Genomic DNA, 19,488 nt, shown 5'->3' on the forward strand with positions numbered 1-19,488 from the left:
GCGTCACCGGCCTTCGTGTGCGGCGAGCACCGTGCCGATGGCGGCGACGAGCCCGCGCAGTTCGTCGTCGGTGGTGATGAACGGCGGGCTGATCTGCACGGTGTTGCCGCGCAGCGGGCGGGTGACGAAGCCGTGCTCGACGAGTTCGTCGGTGACCGCCTCCGCGTTGATGTCGTCGACGAGGGAGACACCGCCGAGCAGTCCCGCGACCCGTGTCTCGACGACGGACTCCCGGGTGTTCAGGACCCGCAGTTCGTCGGCGAGGACCTGTTCGAGCTCGGCCACCCGGGGCACCAGCTTCTCCTCGTCGAGGATGTCGAGGTTGCGCAGGGCGACGGCGCAGGCGGTGGCGTGCCCGGAGTAGGTGGCGCCGTGCCGGAACACGGGCGTGTCGTCGGCGTCCCGGTAGAACGGCTGCCAGATGTGCGGGGCGACGAGGACGCCGCCGAGCGGCGCGTAGCCGGAGGTGACGCCCTTGGCGAAGGTGATCAGGTCGGGTGTGAGGCCGTAGCGCTGGGTCGCGAACATGTGGCCCGTGCGCCCGAATCCGGTGATCACCTCGTCGATGATGAGCAGGATGTCGTTCTCGCGACAGATGCGCTGAAGGCCTTCGAGGTAGCCGGGCGCGGGCGGGATGACACCGCCGGTGCCCTGGACGGGTTCGGCGACGATCGCCGCGATGTGTTCCGGGCCGATCTCCCGGACGGTGCGTTCGACGGCGTCGATGTCGTCCGTGGACACGCGCGCGGTCTCCGGGACCAGGGACTCGGTGCCGTAGCCGGTCCGGTTGAAGTCGAGGCCCGCGATGCTCGTGCCGTAGGCGTGCAGGCCGTGGTAGGCGTACTCGCGGCTGAGGATCATGGTCTTGTCCGCGCGGCCCTCGCGCTGCCAGTGCCGGCGGGCGAGCTTGCAGGCGACGTCGATGGCGTCGCTGCCGCCGCTGTTGAGGATGACCTTGGGGTCGTCGATGGGTGACAGGCCGGCGAGACGTTCGCCGAGGGCTACCGCGCGGTCGTTCAGGTAGCGGCCGAAGACGTGGTACGTCTCCAGGCGCCGCATCTGGTCGTGGGCGGCGTCGGCGAGTTCGGGGCGCGAATGACCGACGTTGGCGTGCCACAGTCCGGCGGTGCCGTCGAAGAGGCGGCGGCCGTCCGTCGCGTACAGGTAGCTGCCTTCGGCGCGTTCGATGGTCAGCTGGCGTCCGAGGACGGACGGAAGGTGGGCCTGCGCGCTCCACAGGGCGGGTCCTGACAGGACGGGCGGGTTCTCCTGGGCCATGGGGATCTCCGTAAGGGGTGGCGGGTCAGTGTGTGGTGCCGTGTCGCCGGGGCCGTACGAGCACGTAGGTGGCGAGGATCGCGGCCAGGCTCAGGACGCTCAGGTAGAGCTGCGAACGTGCGTCGGGGACCAGGAGCATGGAGCTGAGGACGACGACGATGGCCGCGAGGGTGGCCCAGCTCAGGTACGGGTAGCCCCACATGCGCAGCTTGAGCCGGTCGGGGGCCTCGCGCTCCAGCTGCCGCCGCATGCGCAGTTGCGAGCCGGCGATGATCGCGTAGACGAACAGGCCTACGGCGCCCGCCGAGTTGATGATGAAGTTGAAGATGGTGTCGGGTGCGACATAGCTCATGGCAACGGCCACGTAGCCGACGGAGGTGCAGGCCAGGATGGCCTTCCAGGGGGTGCCCTTGCGGCCGCGGTGGGCGACCCAGCGGGGTGCCCACCCGTTGCGCTGGAGGGCGAAGAGCATCCGGGAGGCCGTGTAGAGGCCCGAGTTGAGCACGGAGAGGACGGAGGTGAGGACCACGACGTTGATGACGGTCGTCGCCGCGGGGACTCCCATCTTGCCGAAGGCCGCCGCGTACGGGCTGGTCTCGACCGGGATCCGGTCCCACGGCGTCATCATCACCAACAGCGTGACGGACCCGACGTAGAAGATGATGACGCGCCACACCGTGGAGGAGGTCGCCTTGACGACGGACTTCACCGGGTTGTCGGACTCGGCGGCGGCGATGGTGACGATCTCGGTGCCGACGTAGGAGAAGATCACGAGGACGACACCGTGCAGGATGGCGGAAAGGCCGTTCGGGGCGAAGCCGTCGAGGGCGACGTTGCCCACCGAGAGCGTCGCGTCCGGCCACAGTCCGAGGACGAACAGGGTGCCCGCGACGAGGAACACGACGATCGTGACGACCTTGATGGACGCCAGCCAGAACTCGGTCTCGCCGAACGAACGGGTCGACACCAGGTTCGTGGCCGTCAGCAAGGTCATCAGGATCAGCGAGAAGAGCCACTGCGGTACGCCGGGTATCCACAGCATCAGCAGCTTGGCGCCCGCGACCGCCTCGAAGGCGACGACGCCGACCCAGAAGTACCAGTACAGCCAGCCGATGGTGTAGCCGGCCCAGCCGCCGAGCGACGTCCTGGCGTACTCCATGAAGGAGCCGAGGGTCGGCGATGCGGTCGCCATCTCGCCCAGCATCCGCATCACGAGGATGACCAGGAGGCCACCGAGGGCGTAGGACAGGATGGCGGCCGGGCCGACGGTGTGGATGACGGCGCCGCTGCCGACGAAGAGGCTGGCGCCGACGATGCCGCCGAGGGCGATCATCCGGACGTGGCGCTGCCTGAGGGTGCGGGGCGCGTCGGAGGGCCGCTGCTCCGGGGCCGTGCCGTCTCCCGGATCGATCCTGTCGTTCTCGCGAGTTGTCCACACTGTTGAGGGCCCTCCTGCCGCATCGGTTCAGTGGGTCACGCAGGCGACGGGCCGTGATCGGCCGAAGCAGTGCGCAACTGTAGAACAGTTCTACTGTTCGGCACCAGAGGTCACCGGGTGGCTACGATGACGCCATGACGGCACTTGAGGGGCTGGTGGCCCAGCGAACCACGACCGCGCAGCAGATCGCTGACGGTCTGTCGGAGCGGATCCTCGCCGGGTCCTTCCGGCCGGGCGAGCGGCTGCGCGAGAGCGCCATCGCCGCCGAGCTCGGCATCGCCCGCAACACGGTGCGCGAGGCCGTCCGGCTCCTCGAACACGGCGGGCTGATCCGGTTCCAGGCCAACCGCGGGGCCGTGGTCATCTCCCCCACGCCGCGCAGCGTCGACGAGCTCTACACGGCGCGCGAGCACCTGGAGGCGGCGGCCCTCGCTGCGCCCCTCGGCGCGGCCCAACTCGCGGCCGTGGAGGCGGCGTACGAGCATCTCGTCACGGTCACGGCCTCACTGCGCCGCGCCGACATCGTCGCCGCCGACCTGGCCTTCCACGGGGCGATCGTGGCGACGCTCGGCAACGCGCGCCTCGACGCGTTCTACGCCGGCCTCACCCGTGAACTGCGCTTCTACCTCATGGCGTTGTCCGCCCACGAGCGGGAGAACGAGAATCCGCGCAGGCTGCTCGGAGAGCACGAACCGCTGATGGCGGCGATCCGCGCGGGTGACGCGGAGCGCGCGCAGCGGGAGGTGCGGCATCACATCGCGTCGAACGGGGCGCGGGTGCAGGAGATTCTGGCGGCGTCCTTCGAGGGGTGAAGGGCGGGGGCGCGCTCAGGGGTCCAACGGTTCCCGGTCGCCCCCGCTCGACTCCCGCACCTCCAGCCAGTGCGGCGCCACATGCACCTCGAACGGCGGGGGTACCTCCGCGCGGACGCGGTCGACGAGACACTTCACCGCCAGTGCGGCGATCGCCGACTTGTCGGGGACGACCGAGGTCAGCGACGGCGTGCCGTAGCGGGCCTCCTCCGAGCCGTCGACGCCGGCCAGGGCCACGTCGCCGGGGATGGTGAGACCCGCCTCGTGCAGGGCGCGGCGGGCGCCGACGGCCAGGAGGTCGCTGAAGCAGAAGACGGCGTCCGGGCGCTGGTCGGCGGGGAGTTCGACCAGGGTGCGCATCGCCTGGAGGCCGTTGCGGCGGTCGAAGTCCTTGATCTGGGGCGCGAGGCGCGGGTCGTAGGTCAGGCCCGCGTCGTGCAGCGCCTGCTGGAAGCCCTCCAGGCGTTGGCGGCTGGTCGCGGAACCCAACTTGTCGACCCCGATCGCGGCGATGCGGGTGCGGCCGAGGCCCGCCAGGTGAGCGGTCGCCTCGCGGGCGGCCGCCACGTTGTCGATGAGGACGTGGTCCGCCACCACCCGGTCGCCTTCGTAACTGCGCTCACCGAGGAGTACCAGGGGGAACTGGTCGGTGACGGGAGCGAGTTCGTCCGGTGAGACGTGCAGCGGCGAGAGGATCACTCCGTCCAGGAGGGACGCGCCGACGCCGGTCGCGAGGCGAAGTTCCTCCTTGGTGTCACCGAGGGTCTCCTCGATGAGGACGGTGAAGCCGAGAGCCGCCGCCTCCGTGCGTACGTGGTGGGCGAGTTCAGCGAAGTAGGGCGTCGCCAGGTCGGGGACGGCGAGGGCGATCAGACCACTGCGCCCGGTCCGCAGCCGGCGGGCCGACGGATTCGGCCGGTACCCCAGCTCCTGCACGGCGCGCATGACACGGGTCCGCGTCGCTTCCGACACCCGCGGGGCGTCGCGTACAACGTTGGAAACGGTTTTGATCGACACCCCCGCCCGCTCGGCGACGTCCTTGAGCGTCACTGCTGCCACCGGCCGACTCCCCTCACCTGGTTCTCTCCGATTATGCATGTGACACCGGCCATTCACAGCCCCCGGGCCCGGTCCGAGTTCATTTGCGACAGAGGGTTGACCTCGATGACACCCACTGGTTACAACGTTGGAATCCGTCGCAGTCGAGGAGCACCGGAGCAGGTGTACGCCCACCGCGGTGCCCCACCCGCCTGCCTCACGAGAGGTCACCTGGCCCCACCGCACCTCACCCATCCCTCCTTTCCTGGAAGGCCCCCATGCCCGAGCCCCGAAGCGGCCCGCGCCCCCGCCCCAGCCGCCGGGCCGTCCTGACCACCGCGGCCGCCGGCGTCGGTGCCGCGCTGACCGGAACGCTGTCCGGCTGTTCCACCGCGAGCGGCGGCACGTCCCGCGGTGTCACCCTCAGGTTCTCCTGGTGGGGCAATGACGACCGCGCCGCGCGCACCGAGAAGGCGGTGCGCCTCTTCGAGAAGGAGCACCCCGGCGTCACCGTCCGCACGTCCAACGGCGAATTCGGTGCGTATCTCCAGAAGTTGGCGACGCAGGCCGCGGGCGGCGGCGTCCCCGACGTGGTGCAGCTCGACTACCGGCAGGTGTCCCAGTACGCCGGCGGTGACGCCCTGATGTCTCTTGACGACGCCATCGAGCGCGGGACCATCGACACGTCCGACATGGACCACAGCTTCCTGCGCACCGGCACGTACCGGGGCGGCCAGTTCGCCCTGCCGATGGGCCGCGGCATCACCGGATTCGCCTACGACTCGAAGGTCTTCAAGCGGGCCGGGATCGGCGCACCTCGCCCCGACTGGACCTGGCAGGAGTGGGCCGAGGCCAACAAGAAGATCACCGCGCTCGGCCTGAAGACCCCCGACGGCCGCCCGCTGCGCGGCGCCAACGACGGCGGCGGCAACGAGGACATCTTCGAGGACTGGCTGCGCAGCCGCGGCGGGAAGCTCTACAAGAGCCAGACCGAACGCGCCTTCACCGAGGACGACCTCACCGAGTTCTGGACGCTCTACGACCGGCTCCGCAAGGACGGCGCCGTCGCCGAACCGCGCGACACCGTGCAGGCCACGAACACCGAGATGTGCCCGATGGGCCGGGGGCTCGCCGCGTCCGACTTCACGTGGGACGCGCCCTTCCCGGGCTATGTCGACCTGCTCGGCGAGCAGGTGCACTACGCGCCCGTTCCCACGACCGACGGCAGACAGGGCGCGTACTTCAAGCCGAGCATGCTCCTCGGGATCGGCTCGCACACCCCACATCCCAAGGAGGCCGCCCAGTTGGTGGACTTCCTGCTCAACGACCGGCGGGCGGGAGACATCCTCGGGTTCTCCCGCTCCACCCCGCCCAACCGGTCGATCGCGGCCCGCGTCGGCAGGACCCTCAAGGGCCCCGAGCTGGAGATCTACCAGTACGCGCAGACGATGGAGAAGTACGGCCTCGACGCTCCGCCGACCGCGCCGCCGCCCGCCGACCTGGCGATCCAGCCCACGTTCAACCGCGTGTACCAGCGCGTGATGTACGGCCGGGCCACGCCCCGGCAGGCGGCGCGCGAACTCATCGACGAGGCCACCAAGGAGCTGAGGTCATGAGCGCACTCACCACCAAGGCGCCGGCCCCCGCACATCACGACCCCGAGGGACCGACGTCCGGCAGGCGGATCCGCCGGGTGCGCGAGAAGCAGTGGCCCGCCTACGTGTTCCTGTCACCGTGGATGATCGGCGCGGTCGTGCTGACGCTCGTCCCGATGGCGGTGTCGCTGTATCTGTCGTTCACGGACTACAACCTCTTCGATCCGCCCCAGTGGATCGGCCTGCGCAACTACACCGACATGCTCACCGACGACCCCCGCTACTGGCGGTCGGTCGGCACCACGATGCTGTACGTCGTCGTGGCCGTCCCGCTGAAGCTGGGGCTCGCCCTCGGTGTGGCCATGCTCCTGAAGAACCTCAGCCGGGGCCGGGCCTTCTACCGCTCCGCGTTCTACGCCCCGTCGCTGCTCGGCGCGAGCATGTCCATCGCGCTGGTGTGGCGGGCGTTGTTCAACGACGGCGGGACCGTCTCCCGCGCCCTCGGCTCGATCGGCATCCACACGGGCGGCTGGGTCGGCAACGCCGACCTCTCCATCTACGTCATCGTGCTGCTGACGGTGTGGCAGTTCGGCGCGCCCATGGTGATCTTCCTGGCGGGTCTTCAGCAGATCTCGCCCGATCTGTACGAGGCGGCAGCGCTCGACGGGGCGGGCCGCTGGCGACAGTTCGTCTCGGTGACCGTGCCGATGCTGTCCCCGGTCGTGTTCTTCAACCTGGTCCTCGAAGTCATCAACTCCTTCCAGGTGTTCACCCCCGCGTTCGCCGTCAGCGGCGGCGAGGGCGGGCCCGCGGACTCGACGCTGTTCTACACGCTGTACCTGTACGAGCGCGGCTTCACGGCCTCGCACATGGGCTACGCCTCGGCGATGGCCTGGCTGCTGCTGATCGCGATCGGCGTGGTCACCCTGATCCTCTTCCGGACGTCCCGGTCCTGGGTCTTCTACGCGGACGAGGAGGGCAAATGAACATCGCCGCGAAGCGGTGGGTGCCGCACACGATCGCCGCCGTGTGCCTGTTGGTGCTGCTGTATCCGCTGGCGTGGCTGCTCGCCACGTCGCTGAAGCCGGCGGACGAGGTCATCGCCAGCCTCGACCTGTGGCCGAGTCATCTGGAGTGGGGCAACTACACCACCGCCCTCGAAGGTGTGTCGGGCGTTCCGGTGAGCCGGCTGCTCGGCAACACCCTGCTGATCGCCGGAGGCGCCGTCCTCGGCAACGTGCTCTCCTGCTCGCTGGCCGCGTACGCCTTCGCGCGACTGCGGTTCCGGATGAGCAGGCCGATGTTCGGCTTCATGGTGGCGACGCTGATGCTGCCGCACCACGTCGTGCTGATCCCGCAGTACATCATCTTCAACCGGCTCGGCCTCACGGACACGTTCTGGCCGCTCATCCTGCCGAAGTTCCTCGCCACCGAGGCGTTCTTCGTGTTCCTCATCGTGCAGTTCATGCGGGGTCTGCCACGGGAGCTGGAGGAGTCGGCGCGGATCGACGGCTGCGGCCCGTTCCGCACCTACTGGGCGATCACGCTGCCGCTGAGCCGTCCGGCGCTGATCACCACCGCCATCTTCACGTTCATCTGGACGTGGAACGACTTCTTCACGCAGATGATCTATCTGTTCTCGCCGGAGAAGTCGACGATCACCCTGGCTCTGCGCAGCTTCGTCGACCAGGGCAGCACCTCCGCGTACGGGCCGATGTTCGCCATGTCGGTGATCTCGGTGCTGCCGATCATGCTGTTCTTCTTCGTCTTCCAGCGCTATCTCGTGCAGGGCATGGCGACCTCCGGGCTGAAGGGCTGAGACACCATGACGCACACACCCGTCGCGCCGCGCGGCGCGGGACGCCGGCGCCGGGAGCCCGGTGAGGTGTTCGGCGGCGGCTTCTCGCTCTTCGCGGACATGCTGCTCGTCGGCCTGCTGACCACCCTCGCCTGTCTGCCGGTCATCACGGCGCCGGCCGCCTTCTCGGCGGCGTCGGCGACCTTGCGGGGCACGGCCCGCAGCGGCGTCCAGATCAGTGTCCGCGGATACCTCGGCGAGCTGCGCGCACGACTCTGCGGACGCTCCCTGCTCGCCGGGCTGGTGCCACCGCTCTTCGCCCTGCTCCTGTTCCTCGACAGTCAACTGGTCGGCAGCGGACTGCCCGGAGCACGGATCCTGGCCCCCGCGCTTCTGCTGCTCGCCCTGGGCGCCGCGGTCGTGGGACTGCGGACCACCGCGCTGGAGGAGCCGGACCGGCTGTCCGCGCGGGAGGGGCTCGTCCGCTCGCTCGCCGATCCGCGCGGCAGCCTGCTCCTCGCGGGCGCCGTGGTGCTGGCCGTGCTCCTCGCGTGGGCGATGCCGACGCTCGTCCCGCTGCTGCCAGGGCCGCTGGCGTTCGCCGCCACGGCCGTCGACCTCCGCTCCCCCGCGCCCTGACGCCTCGCCCCTCCCCCGAACAGCGCACCACACCACCGGAGTTCTCCTTGTCTCACACCCACCTCGACCTCGCAGGACACCCCCGGCCGCAACTCGTCCGGGACCCGGACTGGCACGACCTCGGCGGTCCGTGGCGGTTCGCCCGGGACGACGCCGACCGCGGTCGCACGGAGCGCTGGATGGACCCCGACGTCACCGCGCCGTACACCGACGTGGTGACCGTGCCCTACCCGCCCGAGTCCGAGGCGTCCGGGGTGCGCGACGCCGGCTTCCACCCCGTGCTCTGGTACCGGCGCACGCTCGACGTGACCCGGCCCGCCGCGGGCCGCCGTCTGCTGCTGCACTTCGGCGCGGTCGACCACCGCGCGGAGGTCTGGGTGGACGGCCGTCTGGTCGGCCGCCACGAGGGCGGTCACACCGGCTTCTCCTGCGATGTCACCGACGTCCTCGACCGGGACGGCGCGCACGTCGTCGTGGTGCGGGCCGAGGACCAGCCGCTCGACGCCACTCAGCCGCGCGGCAAGCAGGACTGGCACCACGACCCGCACGTCATCTGGTACCACCGCACTTCGGGGATCTGGCAGCCCGTGTGGCTGGAGGAGGTGCCGGAGCTGCACGTGACGACGCTGCACTGGACGCCCGACGTCGCGAACGCCCGCGTACGGTGCCGGGTGCGCCTGAGCCGGTGGCCCGCGTCGCCCGTGCACGTGTCGGTGCGTCTCGCGCTCGGCGAACGCGTCCTCGCCGACCAGCGGATCCTCGCCGACGGCCAGGAGACGACGTTCGACATCGCGGTGCCCGCGCTGCGCAACGGCCAGGACCTGGACGGTGTGCTGTGGAGCCCGGAGCGCCCGCACCTGGTGGACGCGGCCGTCGAGGTGATCGACCCGGCGGACGGTACGACCGTCGACCGGTTCTCCTCGTACATCGGGCTGCGTGACATCGGCTGGGACGACGGGCTCTTCCTTCTCAACCACAAGCCGTACTTCCTGCGGCTCGCACTCCAGCAGGGCTACTGGCCGGGCTCGCACCTCGCGGCGTCGGCGGACGAGCTGCGCCGCGAGGCCGAACTGGCCAAGGAGATCGGGCTCAACGGGCTGCGCATCCACCAGAAGATCGAGGATCCGCGCTTCCTGTACTGGGCGGACCGGCTCGGCCTCGTGTTGTGGGGCGAGATGCCGTCGGCGTACGCGTTCGGCACGACCACCGTCGAGCGGGTGGTCGCCGAGTGGACACAGGCGGTCTCGCGCGACCTGAGCCATCCCTCGATCGTCGCCTGGGTCCCCCTCAACGAGTCCTGGTCCGTGCCCAACCCGGCGCTCGTGCCCGAGCAACGGCACTTCATGGACGCCCTGTACCACCTGACCAAGGCCCTCGACCCCTCGCGGCCCGCCGTCTCCAACGACGGCTGGGAGATCTCCGCCGCCGACATGTGGGGCGTGCACGACTACACGCAGCGCGCCGATGTGCTGCGCGAGCGCTACGGCCATGCGTCGCTGCGCCGGGGCGAGTTGACCGAGCGGTGGCCGGGCGTCCGGCGCCTCACGCTGGACGGGGTGCGCCACCAAGGGCAGCCGGTGGTGCTCAGCGAGTTCGGCGGCGCCACCTTCGAACCGGCCGAGGGCGCCGAGTGGTTCGGCTACGACACCGTCGCCACCGACAAGGAGTTCGCCGAGCGGCTGTCCTCCCTGGTGGGGGCCGCCGTGGAATCGGGACTGGCCGGCTTCTGCTACACCCAGTTCACCGACACCGAGCAGGAGGTCAACGGCCTGCTGACGGCGGACCGCACACCGAAGCTCCCCGTTCCCGAACTCCGCGCGATCCTCACGCGGACCCGCGGCTGACCCCGGTGACGGCCGGTGTGGGACCGCGGACGACGCAGCATCCTCGGGCCCTCACCGGCCGTCGCGCCCTCCCCGCACGACCGTTGACGCCGGCGGATCACGGATCGAATACTGAGCCCCTTCCACCTGACAACGTTGTCTCGTGTTTCCCGAAAGAGGTCCCGCCCATGCCGCACCACCTCCCGCGGCTGCACCGCCGCAGATTCCTCCAGGCCGTCGGCCTCACCGGCGCCATGACCGCCCTCCCGACCCTCGCCGGGGTGAACCCGGCGCGGGCGGCGGGCCGTTCGTCCGCTCCCCCGGACGACATCGCGGCCACCTACCACCGGGTCCTGCTCGACCACACCCGCTGGTCCGAGACCCAGTGGGACGCCGCGCAGGGCCACTACACGGCGAAGGACTTCGGTTTCGCCGTCGTCCTCGGCAACGCCGTCCTGCTGACACAGGGCACGTACGACGCCGAACGGGCCGGCATCGACCGGGACACCCTGAAGGCGCGCACGCTCGCCACCCTCCGGCACTTCGCGGCGTCGAACCGGCTCACGGGCGGCACCGAGTGGGGCCGCAAGCTGTTCTTCGACACCACCTTCCAGTCGTACTTCGTGCTCGCCGCGCGCCTCCTGTGGGACGAGCTCGACGACGCCACGCGCGACCGGGTCGACACCATCACGCGCGAACAGGCCGCGTACACCACATCGTTGGGAACGGGGGACGACCCCGACTCGGGCGACTGGACGCCGAACGGCCTCAAGGGCGGCCATGTCGGTGACACCAAGCTGGAGGAGATGGGCCTGTACGCGCAGACCCTCGCGCCCGCCCTGGCCTGGGCCCCCGACGATCCGCGCCACTCCGACTGGGAGTCCGGCTACGGCACATGGTCGCGCAACGAGGCCGGGCTCCCGCCCGCGGACCTCGCCAACCCGGCGCTCGTCGACGGGGTGCGTGTCTCGCGGAACACCGCGCGGAACCTGTACGACACGTTCATCGTCGAGAACCACGGCTCCTTCGGCCCGCACTACCAGGAGGAGTTGTGGCGCACCTCGGGGCGGAACGCCGCACACTTCCTCGCGGCGGGCAGGCCCCTGCCCGAGGTGCTGACCAGGCAGCCGAACGCCGAGCCGCTGTGGCGCACGCTCCTTGGTGTCATGAGCGACGCCGGTGAGCCGTTGATGCCGATGGTGAACGACCGCGAGCACCTGTACGGCCGGGACGTCGTCCCGCTCGCGTTCTTCGCGCAGGTGGTGGGCGACCGGGCGGCCGCGCGCGCCGAACAGGCCCTCGCGGAGCGGCTGGAGGCCTACCAGAAGTATCCGCCGGAGCACCGCCTCGCCAAGTTCTCCGGGGAGCCGAAGTACGAGCCGGAGGCACGCGCCGAGCTGGCCATCAGCTATCTGCTGCATGTGTGGGCGGCCGAGGCGGGAGGTGCCCCGGTCCGCCCGTACACGCAGGAGGAGCTGTTCGCCCACGCGTCCGGGGTCACGGACTTCGGCACCGGGCCCGGTCTCGTCTCGCACCAGACACGGGCCGCGTGGGCGGGCGCCGTCAGCAAGCCCGGCTTCGTGAAGTTCGCCTGGCAACCGGCGCACGACGACTGGCTGTTCAAGCTGAGCGGCGCCACCCCGATGTTCCTCCCCTCCTCCAAGGGCAAGGTCACCCGGCGCTCGGTGCGGCTCTACGAGTCCCTGCGCGACGGCTTCGACGGCAGCGCGAGCGTCCTCCAACTCGACGCCGGTTACGCGGGGTTCGCAACGCTGCCGACGGGCTCGGTCGTCTACGCGACGAGCGGGACCGGCGCGGGCGAGGGCCACCTGGAGATCCACAACCTGACGATGCCGGGCATGGCGGGGCTCGACGGGTCGCGCACGTACCGCTTCGAGGAGGGCAGCGCCTCCGTGCGGGCGCAGGACGGGTCGGGTTCGACGGCACGCGTCGACACGGTCGCTGTCCCGCGCACGGCGGTGCGGCACATCCGGATGCTCGGCGTACGGCCCGACCCGACGTACGGGTATTCGCTGTTCGCCCTGGAAGTGCGCGACGGCGCCGACGGGACGGATCTCGCGCGCGGCGGCACGGCGACCGCCTCGTCGAGCGAAACGGGCAAGGGGCCGGGACTGGCCGTCGACGGTGACGCGGCGACCCGGTGGGCCGTGTCCAAGGCCGACCGCCCGCGCGCCGACAGCTGGCTCGCGGTGGACCTCGGCGCGACGCACGACGTCGACCGGGTGACACTGCGCTGGGAGGCCGCGGCGGGCCGCGCCTACCACGTCCAGGGCTCGGCCGACGGCGAGACCTGGAAGGACCTCGCCACGTGGCCGAAGCCCGACGTGAGCAGCCGTGGCGGGTGGCTCGACATCGACGGCCGGGCCGGACTCGTCGTCCGCGGGGGCAAGCACCCGCTCGCGGTCTACGGGGACACCATCGTGGCCTCGGACGGCCCGGCGGCGCCCGTCGTGGTCGAGGGCTTCGCGGACTCGTCGGCGAACGCCCTGCGCGAACTGGCCGGCACACCCTCAGCCACGACAGAGTCGGACGAGGTGCACGCGGCGCTCACCGACGGCTACGTGAGCTTGTTCAATCTGTCGGGCGGGCGGGTCACCGCCACGGTCCGGGTCCCGCAGTCCGGTGACCGTCGGACGGCCTTCCAAGGCGACCAGAGCGTCACCGACGACGGTGTCACCTACCGGGCGAACCTCGATGCGGCCGAGGCGGTGCTGCTCGCTCCCCGGTTCACGCTGGCTCCGCTGCCGGGCGAGAGGCTGCCCGCCGGTCTGCGCGTCCGCGTCGTCGACGGCGCCACCCTCCGGCTCTCCGGCGCAGCGTGCCGCGTCCGGGTCGAGGCGCAGGGCCGCGGCGCCGTGGCCACGGTGTCCCGTGCGCGGGAGACGACGCTGCACCTCCCCGGCGCGACCGCCTTCCCGTTGGACGACCGGGCGCTCGGCCGGACCGTGTTCCCGACCAGCCCGCTGCCCGAGGGCATGTCCGATCCGGCCGCGGTGGTGGACGGCGACCGCGGCAGCTCCTGGCGTCCTGGGCCCGGTGGGCGCCTGGTCGTCGACCTGGGCGAGGTGGCCGCGCTGCGCAGCGTGGAGGCGGAGTGGACGGGCGGCGGCGCACCCGCCGCCGAAGTGGAACTCAGCGCCGACGGCCTCGACTACCGGGTCGCGGGCCGGCTCGACGGCAAGCGGCCGGACCGGACGCTGCCGCTCGGCTCGGCCGAGGCCCGCTACGTCGCCTTCAAGGTGACCGGCGAGCGCGCCACGGACGCCCGTCTGGTGCGGCTCTCCGTGCGCTGACCTGCGTATCGCCGCCGCTCGATGAACCCGGTCGCCCGCGTGCGGCCGGGTTCATCGGCGTACCTGAAGGCGGGCTCAACGCGGTCTCGTGGCGGCCTCGACCGGCAGGCCCGGCCGCCTCGTTGAACCTCGGAATTCTCCGCACGACCCCTTGACCCCACGCGGGCAGGGCCCGCAGAGTACCCGTTAATGCGCATTAGCTAATACGCATTACCACCTACGCACACCCGAGGAGCGGCAGGCGTGGAGCAACCCAGGAAGCGGGCGAAGCCGGGGCGTGCCCCCGCTCCGGCGGGCCGGAAGTCCCGTCCCCGGCAGGCCGAGGTGGCGCGGCTCGCCGGTGTCTCGCAGGCGACCGTCTCGCTGGTCCTGAACGCCCGCCGCGACGGCAAGGGCGCGACGATCTCCGAGGAGACGCGGCAGCGGGTCCTCGACGCCGCGCGCAGCCTCGGCTACGTTCCCGATCCCGCCGCCCGCCGCCTGGCGGCCGCCCGCAACAACCTGCTCGGTGTCTTCAGCTTCACGTCGACGTTCCCGACGGATGTGCAGCACTCGTACTACCCGTTCCTGGTGGGCGTGGAGCAGGAGGCCGCCGCGCGCGGCTACGACCTGGTCCTGTTCACCGCGTCCAGCGGTGGCGGTCCCGACGCGCTCAGCCGTGTGCGGCTCGCCGACGGGTGTCTCTTCCTCGGCCGGCACGTGCCGCGCGCCGAGCTGAAGCGGCTCGTCGCCGACGGGTTCCCGGTCGTGCACCTCGGGCGCAGGGAGGAGCTGGAGGGGCTCGCGTGGGTGGGCGCCGACTACGTGAGCGCGAGCCGTGACGTGGTGGCGCATCTCGCCGGCCTTGGGCATCGCCGCATCGTGCTCGTGCGCGAGGACGACGACGCGCCCGCCTCCACGGACCGTCAGCAGGGCTTCCTCGACGGGCTCGACGGGGCGGGGCTCGCGGGCGGACCCGACGCCGTACTGCGGTGCGCCGACCCGGTGGCCGAGATGACGGCCGAGCGGGTCAGGGCACTGGTCGCGAACGGTGTCACCGCGTTCGTCGCGGAGGAGACGGACACCGGGGCGGCGTGGCAGGCGCTGAAGGGGGCGGTGGCGGAGGCTGGGCTCTCGTGTCCGGGTCATGTCTCCCTGGCACTGCTCGGCAGTCCGCCGCCGGAACTGGCCACGGGACCCGTGCCGACCGGTTTCGACGTGCCACGGCACGAGTTGGGCGCGGCGGCCGTGCGTCTGCTGTCCGCCCAGGTGGCCGGCGAGGAGGCGGACGAGCCGTTGGTGGCCTGCGAGTTCCGGGCGGGCCTTACGGCCGGGCCCGCGCCCCGCGCCTGAACCACCCACGTACGGCACACACAGAGCGACATCGACACGACGACAAGCACAGCACGAAGGAGTCATGTGTTTCCCGAACCGGAGATCCTCATCGTCGGCGGCGGCCTCGGCGGTGTCGCCGCGGCGCTTGCCGCCTGCCGCGCGGGGCGCCGTGTCGTCCTCACCGAGGAGACCGACTGGATCGGCGGGCAGCTCACCTCGCAGGCCGTGCCGCCGGACGAGCACCCGTGGGTGGAGCGGTTCGGCGCGACGGCCTCGTACCGGGCGCTGCGGGAGGGCATCCGCGCGTACTACCGGCAGTGGTATCCGCTGCGCGGCGAGGCGCTCGCGCTGCCCGAGTTCAATCCGGGCGCGGGCCGGGTCAGCAAGCTGTGCCACGAGCCGCGGATCGCCCTTGCGGTCCTGGAGGGGATGCTCGCGCCGCACCGGGCGAGCGGGCTGCTGACCGTTCTGACGGAGCACAAGGCCGTGTCCGCCGAGTCCGACAACGATGTCATCACGGACGTCTCCGTGCGCGATCTGCGCACCGGCATCGTCCGCGGCTTCACCCCTCCCTATGTCATCGACGCCACCGAGACCGGTGAGCTGCTCGCGCTCGCGGACGTCGAGCACGCCAATGGCGCCGAGGCGCAGGCGGAGTTCGGCGAGCCGCACGCGCCGGCCGAGGCGCAGCCGGAGAACCAGCAGGGCATCACCGTCTGCTTCGCGCTCTCGCACCACGAGGGCGAGGACCACACCATCGAGCGGCCGGAGGACTACGACTTCTGGCGCTCCTACCGGCCGGACTTCTGGCCGGGCCCGCTGCTCGGCTTCGAGGCCCCCGACCCGCGCACTCTCGAACCGGTCCCCCGTACCTTCGTGCCGAACCCGGAGCTCGACCCGCTCGCCGTGAGCGCCGACCAGAGCGCCGACGCCGGCGACAAGGAACTGTGGGGCTTCCGCCGGATCCTCGCCCGCAAGCTGCACCAGCCGGGCGCCTTCGACTCGGACATCACGCTCGTCAACTGGCCGCTCAACGACTACTGGTTGAAGCCGTACATCGGGCAGGAGGCCGAAGCGCTGCGCGAGGCGCGGCAGTTGTCGCTGTCCGTCCTGTACTGGCTTCAGACGAAGGCCCCGCGCGCGGACGGCGGCACCGGCTTCCCCGGTCTGCGCATCCGTCCCGATGTGACCGGCACGTCGGACGGCCTCGCGAAGGCGCCGTACGTGCGCGAGTCCCGCCGCATCAAGGCGGTGACGACGGTCGTGGAGCAGGACGTCTCCATCGATGTCGTCGGCCCGTACGGCAGGACGCGCTACCGGGACTCGGTGGGTGTCGGCGGCTACCGCATCGACCTGCACCCCTCTACGGGCGGTGACAACTACATCGACGTCGGCTCGGTGCCGTTCGAGATCCCGCTGGGCGCGCTGGTGCCCCGGCGGGTGCGCAATCTGCTGCCGGCCGGCAAGAACATCGGCACCACCCACGTCACCAACGGCTGTTACCGGCTGCACCCGGTGGAGTGGAACATCGGCGAGGTCGCGGGCGCGCTGGCCGCGCACTGCCTGGCCGAGGACGTCACGCCGCATCAGGTGCAGGCGGAGGACAAGCGGTTCGACGAGTTCGGGCGGCTGCTCGACCGTTCGGGCGTGCAGCGGCACTGGCCCGACGTCCGGGGCTACTGACTCTCCATCCGGTACGCGAACGCACAAGGAGGTGCGTACGACATGAGCACACGGATACGCGTCGGGATCGACGTGGGCGGTACGTTCACGGACGCCGTGGCCGTCGATGCCGCGACGCTCGACCTGGTGGGCCAGGTGAAGGTGCCCACGAGCCATCATCACGAGGACGGGGTCGCACACGGCATCGTGCGGGCGCTCGACCGGCTCCTGGCGCAGGTCGACCGCACCCCGGCCGATGTCACCTTCCTGGCACACGGAACGACACAGGCCACGAACGCGCTCCTGGAGGGCGACGTGGCGACGGTCGGGCTCATCGGCATCGGCACCGGTGCGGGCGCGGTGCTCACCCGGCGGCTCGCCGCGCTCGGCAAGCTGGACCTCACCCCCGGCAAGAAGCTGCCGCTCGCCTACGCGCACGTCCCGGACCCGTTCGACACCGAAGCGGTGCGGGCCGCGGTGACCCGCGTGCTGGAGGAGGGTGCCGAAGTCCTCGTCGCCACCGAGCCGTTCGGGGTCGACCGGCCCGACGGGGAGCAGGCCGTGCTCGACACGGCACGGCCCTCGGGCCTGCCGGTGGCGGCGGCGCACGAGATCACGTCGCTGTACGGGCTGCACAAGCGGACGCGGACGGCGGTGGTGAACGCGGCGATCCTGCCGCGGATGCTGGCGACCGCGGAACTCGTCGACTCCTCGATCACCAAGGCGGGGGTGAGCGCGCCGCTGATGGTGATGCGCTGCGACGGCGGTGTCATGTCGCTCGCCGAGATGCGGCGCAGGCCGCTGCTCACGGTCCTGTCGGGTCCGGCGGCCGGGGTCGCGGGTGCGCTGATGCAGGAACGGATCAGCGAGGGGGTGTTCCTGGAGACGGGCGGCACGTCGACGGACATCAGTGTGGTGCGGCGCGGCAAGGTCGCGGTGCGGCACGCGACCATCCTCGGCAAGACCTCGTATCTGAACGCGCTCGATGTGCGCACCGTCGGCGTCGGCGGTGGCTCGATGGTGCGCATCGGGGACGGGAAGGTGACGGGTGTCGGACCGCGCAGCGCGCACATCGCGGGCCTTCCGTACGCGTGTTTCGCCACGCTCGACGAGCTGCGGGACGCGAAGCTCGACACGGTGGCGCCGATGGCCGGCGATCCGGACGACCATGTGGTGCTCGACGCCGCGGGCGGCCGGTTCGCGCTCACGATGACCTGCGCGGCGAACGCGCTCGGGCGGGTGCCCGAAGGTGACTTCGCGCGCTGCGACCGGGAGGTGGCGCGAGCCGCGCTCGCACCGCTGGCCGACCGGCTCGGCACCGATGTGGCGGGCGCGGCGCGTGCCGTGCTCGACGCGGGGGCCGCACAGGTGCGGACGGTCGTGGACGCGATGGTCAAGGACTACCGGCTCGACCGTGACACCGCCGTCCTGGTCGGCGGGGGCGGCGGCGCCGCGTCCGTCACCCCGCACCTCGCGGCGACCTGCGGGATGGAAGGGCGCATCGCCCGGCACAACGAGGTGATCAGCCCGATCGGCGTGGCCCTCGCGCTGGTGCGCGAGCAGGTCGAACGGATCGTGCCCGGCGCCACGCAGGAGCAGATCCTCGCCGTGCGCGCCGAGGCCGAGCGGGCGGTGGTCGCGCAGGGCGCGGCGGCCGATGGTGTCGAGGTCGAGGTGACAGTCGACCCGCAGACGAGCACCGTGCGGGCCGTCGCCACCGGCGCCACCGAACTGCGCACGCAGGACCGGGCGCACCGGGCCGACGACACGGAGCGGCTGAAGGCGGCCGCCACCAGCCTCAAGACGCAGCAGGCACGGGTCGACGTGCTGGCGGGCACCGACGCGTACACCGTGTACGGCACCGAAGTGAAGCGCCGCCTTCGCGCGACGCGGCGGCCGGTGCGGGTGGTCGACGCGGACGGTGTCGTACGGCTCGGGGCGTCGGACGCCCGGGTGGAGACGACGACCGTGGGCGCGGCCGGCGAGGCCCTCGCGGCGCTGGTGCGGGACGCCACCGCGTACGGGGACGGCGGAACGCGGGCGCCCGCGGTGCGGCTGCTGGTCGGCGGCCGGATCGCCGATCTGTCGGGGGTGCTCGAACCGGAGGCGCTCCTTGCCCTGGCGCGCAGCGAGTTGCGGGCGCGGGCGGCCGACGAGCCGGTGGTGGCGGTCGTGGAGTCCCGCGCATGAGCGGCGGCGCCGACCGGGACCACGACCTGGACCTGGCGGTTCGGCTGCTCGCGGGCACCCCGACGCACGAGGTCCGGGATCCCCTCCTGTTGCGTCAATGGGCGCTCGCCGCCGAGGAGTTCGGGGCGCGTCTCTCCCCCGGTCCGATGAGCGCGCGGGTCGTCGAGCACCAAGGCGGCGGCCTCGCCGAAGGGCTCCTGGCCCGCTATCGGTCGCGGCCCGCGCAGATCGAGCTGTTCGTCGACACCATCGAGCGCGCCGAACGGCTCGTCGAGGAACGGGGCTGGCGCGCCTGGTTCCCCGAGGGCTCGGTGCGGGCCGCGGCGCTCGCCCACGAGCGGGCCCACGAACATCTTCACCACGCGCGCGTGCGCGCCGAGTTCAAGCGGGCGCTCGGCCACACGGCGCTGCGGCTCGGGCGGCGCCGCGTGTACGCGCACGTCGCGGGCGCCGACGAGCTGGCCGCGCACGCCTACGCCCGCGTCGCCTGCGGTCTGGGCCGCAGTCCCCTGCTGCTCACGGAGGCCGTGGCTGTCGCCGTGACACCTCCCGACAGAGCCGTACACCCCGACAGAAGCGAGAAGTGA

General features: G+C 71.6%; 14 protein-coding genes. 11 read left to right on the forward strand and 3 right to left on the reverse strand.

What is annotated here, in order from left to right; all coding sequences use genetic code 11:
- Positions 1 to 3 precede the first annotated feature (3 nt).
- On the reverse strand, positions 4 to 1,278 hold the full coding sequence (locus ACNYS0_RS00130) for an aminotransferase family protein (protein ID WP_422470525.1): 1,275 nt from the start codon (positions 1,276 to 1,278) through the stop codon (positions 4 to 6).
- A gap of 25 nt (positions 1,279 to 1,303) precedes the next feature.
- Positions 1,304 to 2,716 (reverse strand): amino acid permease, encoded by a 1,413-nt coding sequence (locus ACNYS0_RS00135; RefSeq protein ID WP_422470526.1) that lies wholly within the window; start codon positions 2,714 to 2,716, stop codon positions 1,304 to 1,306.
- A gap of 134 nt (positions 2,717 to 2,850) precedes the next feature.
- Between ACNYS0_RS00135 and ACNYS0_RS00140 the strand changes: the two genes are divergently transcribed.
- Complete coding sequence (locus tag ACNYS0_RS00140; protein WP_422470527.1) at positions 2,851 to 3,528, forward strand: GntR family transcriptional regulator; 678 nt, start codon at positions 2,851 to 2,853, stop codon at positions 3,526 to 3,528.
- A gap of 15 nt (positions 3,529 to 3,543) precedes the next feature.
- Here ACNYS0_RS00140 and ACNYS0_RS00145 read toward each other — a convergent pair whose 3' ends face one another.
- On the reverse strand, positions 3,544 to 4,587 hold the full coding sequence (locus ACNYS0_RS00145; RefSeq protein ID WP_422470528.1) for a LacI family DNA-binding transcriptional regulator: 1,044 nt from the start codon (positions 4,585 to 4,587) through the stop codon (positions 3,544 to 3,546).
- A 257-nt stretch (positions 4,588 to 4,844) separates the two neighbouring features.
- Here ACNYS0_RS00145 and ACNYS0_RS00150 point away from each other — a divergent pair, with 257 nt between their 5' ends.
- From ACNYS0_RS00150 to ACNYS0_RS00195, 10 genes are all read left to right on the forward strand, one after another.
- On the forward strand, positions 4,845 to 6,182 hold the full coding sequence (locus tag ACNYS0_RS00150; RefSeq protein WP_422470529.1) for an ABC transporter substrate-binding protein: 1,338 nt from the start codon (positions 4,845 to 4,847) through the stop codon (positions 6,180 to 6,182).
- Positions 6,179 to 7,147, forward strand: a complete 969-nt coding sequence (locus tag ACNYS0_RS00155; RefSeq protein ID WP_422470530.1) for a carbohydrate ABC transporter permease — start codon at positions 6,179 to 6,181, stop codon at positions 7,145 to 7,147. The genes ACNYS0_RS00150 and ACNYS0_RS00155 overlap by 4 nt, the downstream gene beginning before the upstream one ends.
- Positions 7,144 to 7,980: a carbohydrate ABC transporter permease gene (locus ACNYS0_RS00160; protein WP_422470531.1), complete on the forward strand. Its 837-nt coding sequence runs from the start codon at positions 7,144 to 7,146 to the stop codon at positions 7,978 to 7,980. The genes ACNYS0_RS00155 and ACNYS0_RS00160 overlap by 4 nt, the downstream gene beginning before the upstream one ends.
- 6 nt (positions 7,981 to 7,986) lie before the next feature.
- On the forward strand, positions 7,987 to 8,598 hold the full coding sequence (locus ACNYS0_RS00165; RefSeq protein ID WP_422470532.1) for a hypothetical protein: 612 nt from the start codon (positions 7,987 to 7,989) through the stop codon (positions 8,596 to 8,598).
- A gap of 47 nt (positions 8,599 to 8,645) precedes the next feature.
- Positions 8,646 to 10,442, forward strand: coding sequence for a sugar-binding domain-containing protein (locus ACNYS0_RS00170; RefSeq protein ID WP_422470533.1), 1,797 nt, complete (start codon positions 8,646 to 8,648; stop codon positions 10,440 to 10,442).
- A gap of 167 nt (positions 10,443 to 10,609) precedes the next feature.
- Complete coding sequence (locus ACNYS0_RS00175; RefSeq protein WP_422470534.1) at positions 10,610 to 13,735, forward strand: discoidin domain-containing protein; 3,126 nt, start codon at positions 10,610 to 10,612, stop codon at positions 13,733 to 13,735.
- A gap of 243 nt (positions 13,736 to 13,978) precedes the next feature.
- Positions 13,979 to 15,067: a LacI family DNA-binding transcriptional regulator gene (locus tag ACNYS0_RS00180; RefSeq protein ID WP_422470535.1), complete on the forward strand. Its 1,089-nt coding sequence runs from the start codon at positions 13,979 to 13,981 to the stop codon at positions 15,065 to 15,067.
- A 66-nt stretch (positions 15,068 to 15,133) separates the two neighbouring features.
- The gene (locus ACNYS0_RS00185) at positions 15,134 to 16,732 is read left to right on the forward strand and encodes an FAD-dependent oxidoreductase (RefSeq protein WP_422470536.1); all 1,599 of its coding nucleotides are present in this window, start codon (positions 15,134 to 15,136) and stop codon (positions 16,730 to 16,732) included.
- A 42-nt stretch (positions 16,733 to 16,774) separates the two neighbouring features.
- Positions 16,775 to 18,901 (forward strand): hydantoinase/oxoprolinase family protein, encoded by a 2,127-nt coding sequence (locus ACNYS0_RS00190; RefSeq protein WP_422470537.1) that lies wholly within the window; start codon positions 16,775 to 16,777, stop codon positions 18,899 to 18,901.
- On the forward strand, positions 18,898 to 19,488 hold the full coding sequence (locus tag ACNYS0_RS00195; protein WP_422470538.1) for a hypothetical protein: 591 nt from the start codon (positions 18,898 to 18,900) through the stop codon (positions 19,486 to 19,488). The genes ACNYS0_RS00190 and ACNYS0_RS00195 overlap by 4 nt, the downstream gene beginning before the upstream one ends.

The sequence above is a fragment of the Streptomyces anthophorae genome (genome assembly GCF_049310305.1).
In the GTDB taxonomy this organism is placed as follows: Bacteria; Actinomycetota; Actinomycetes; order Streptomycetales; family Streptomycetaceae; genus Streptomyces.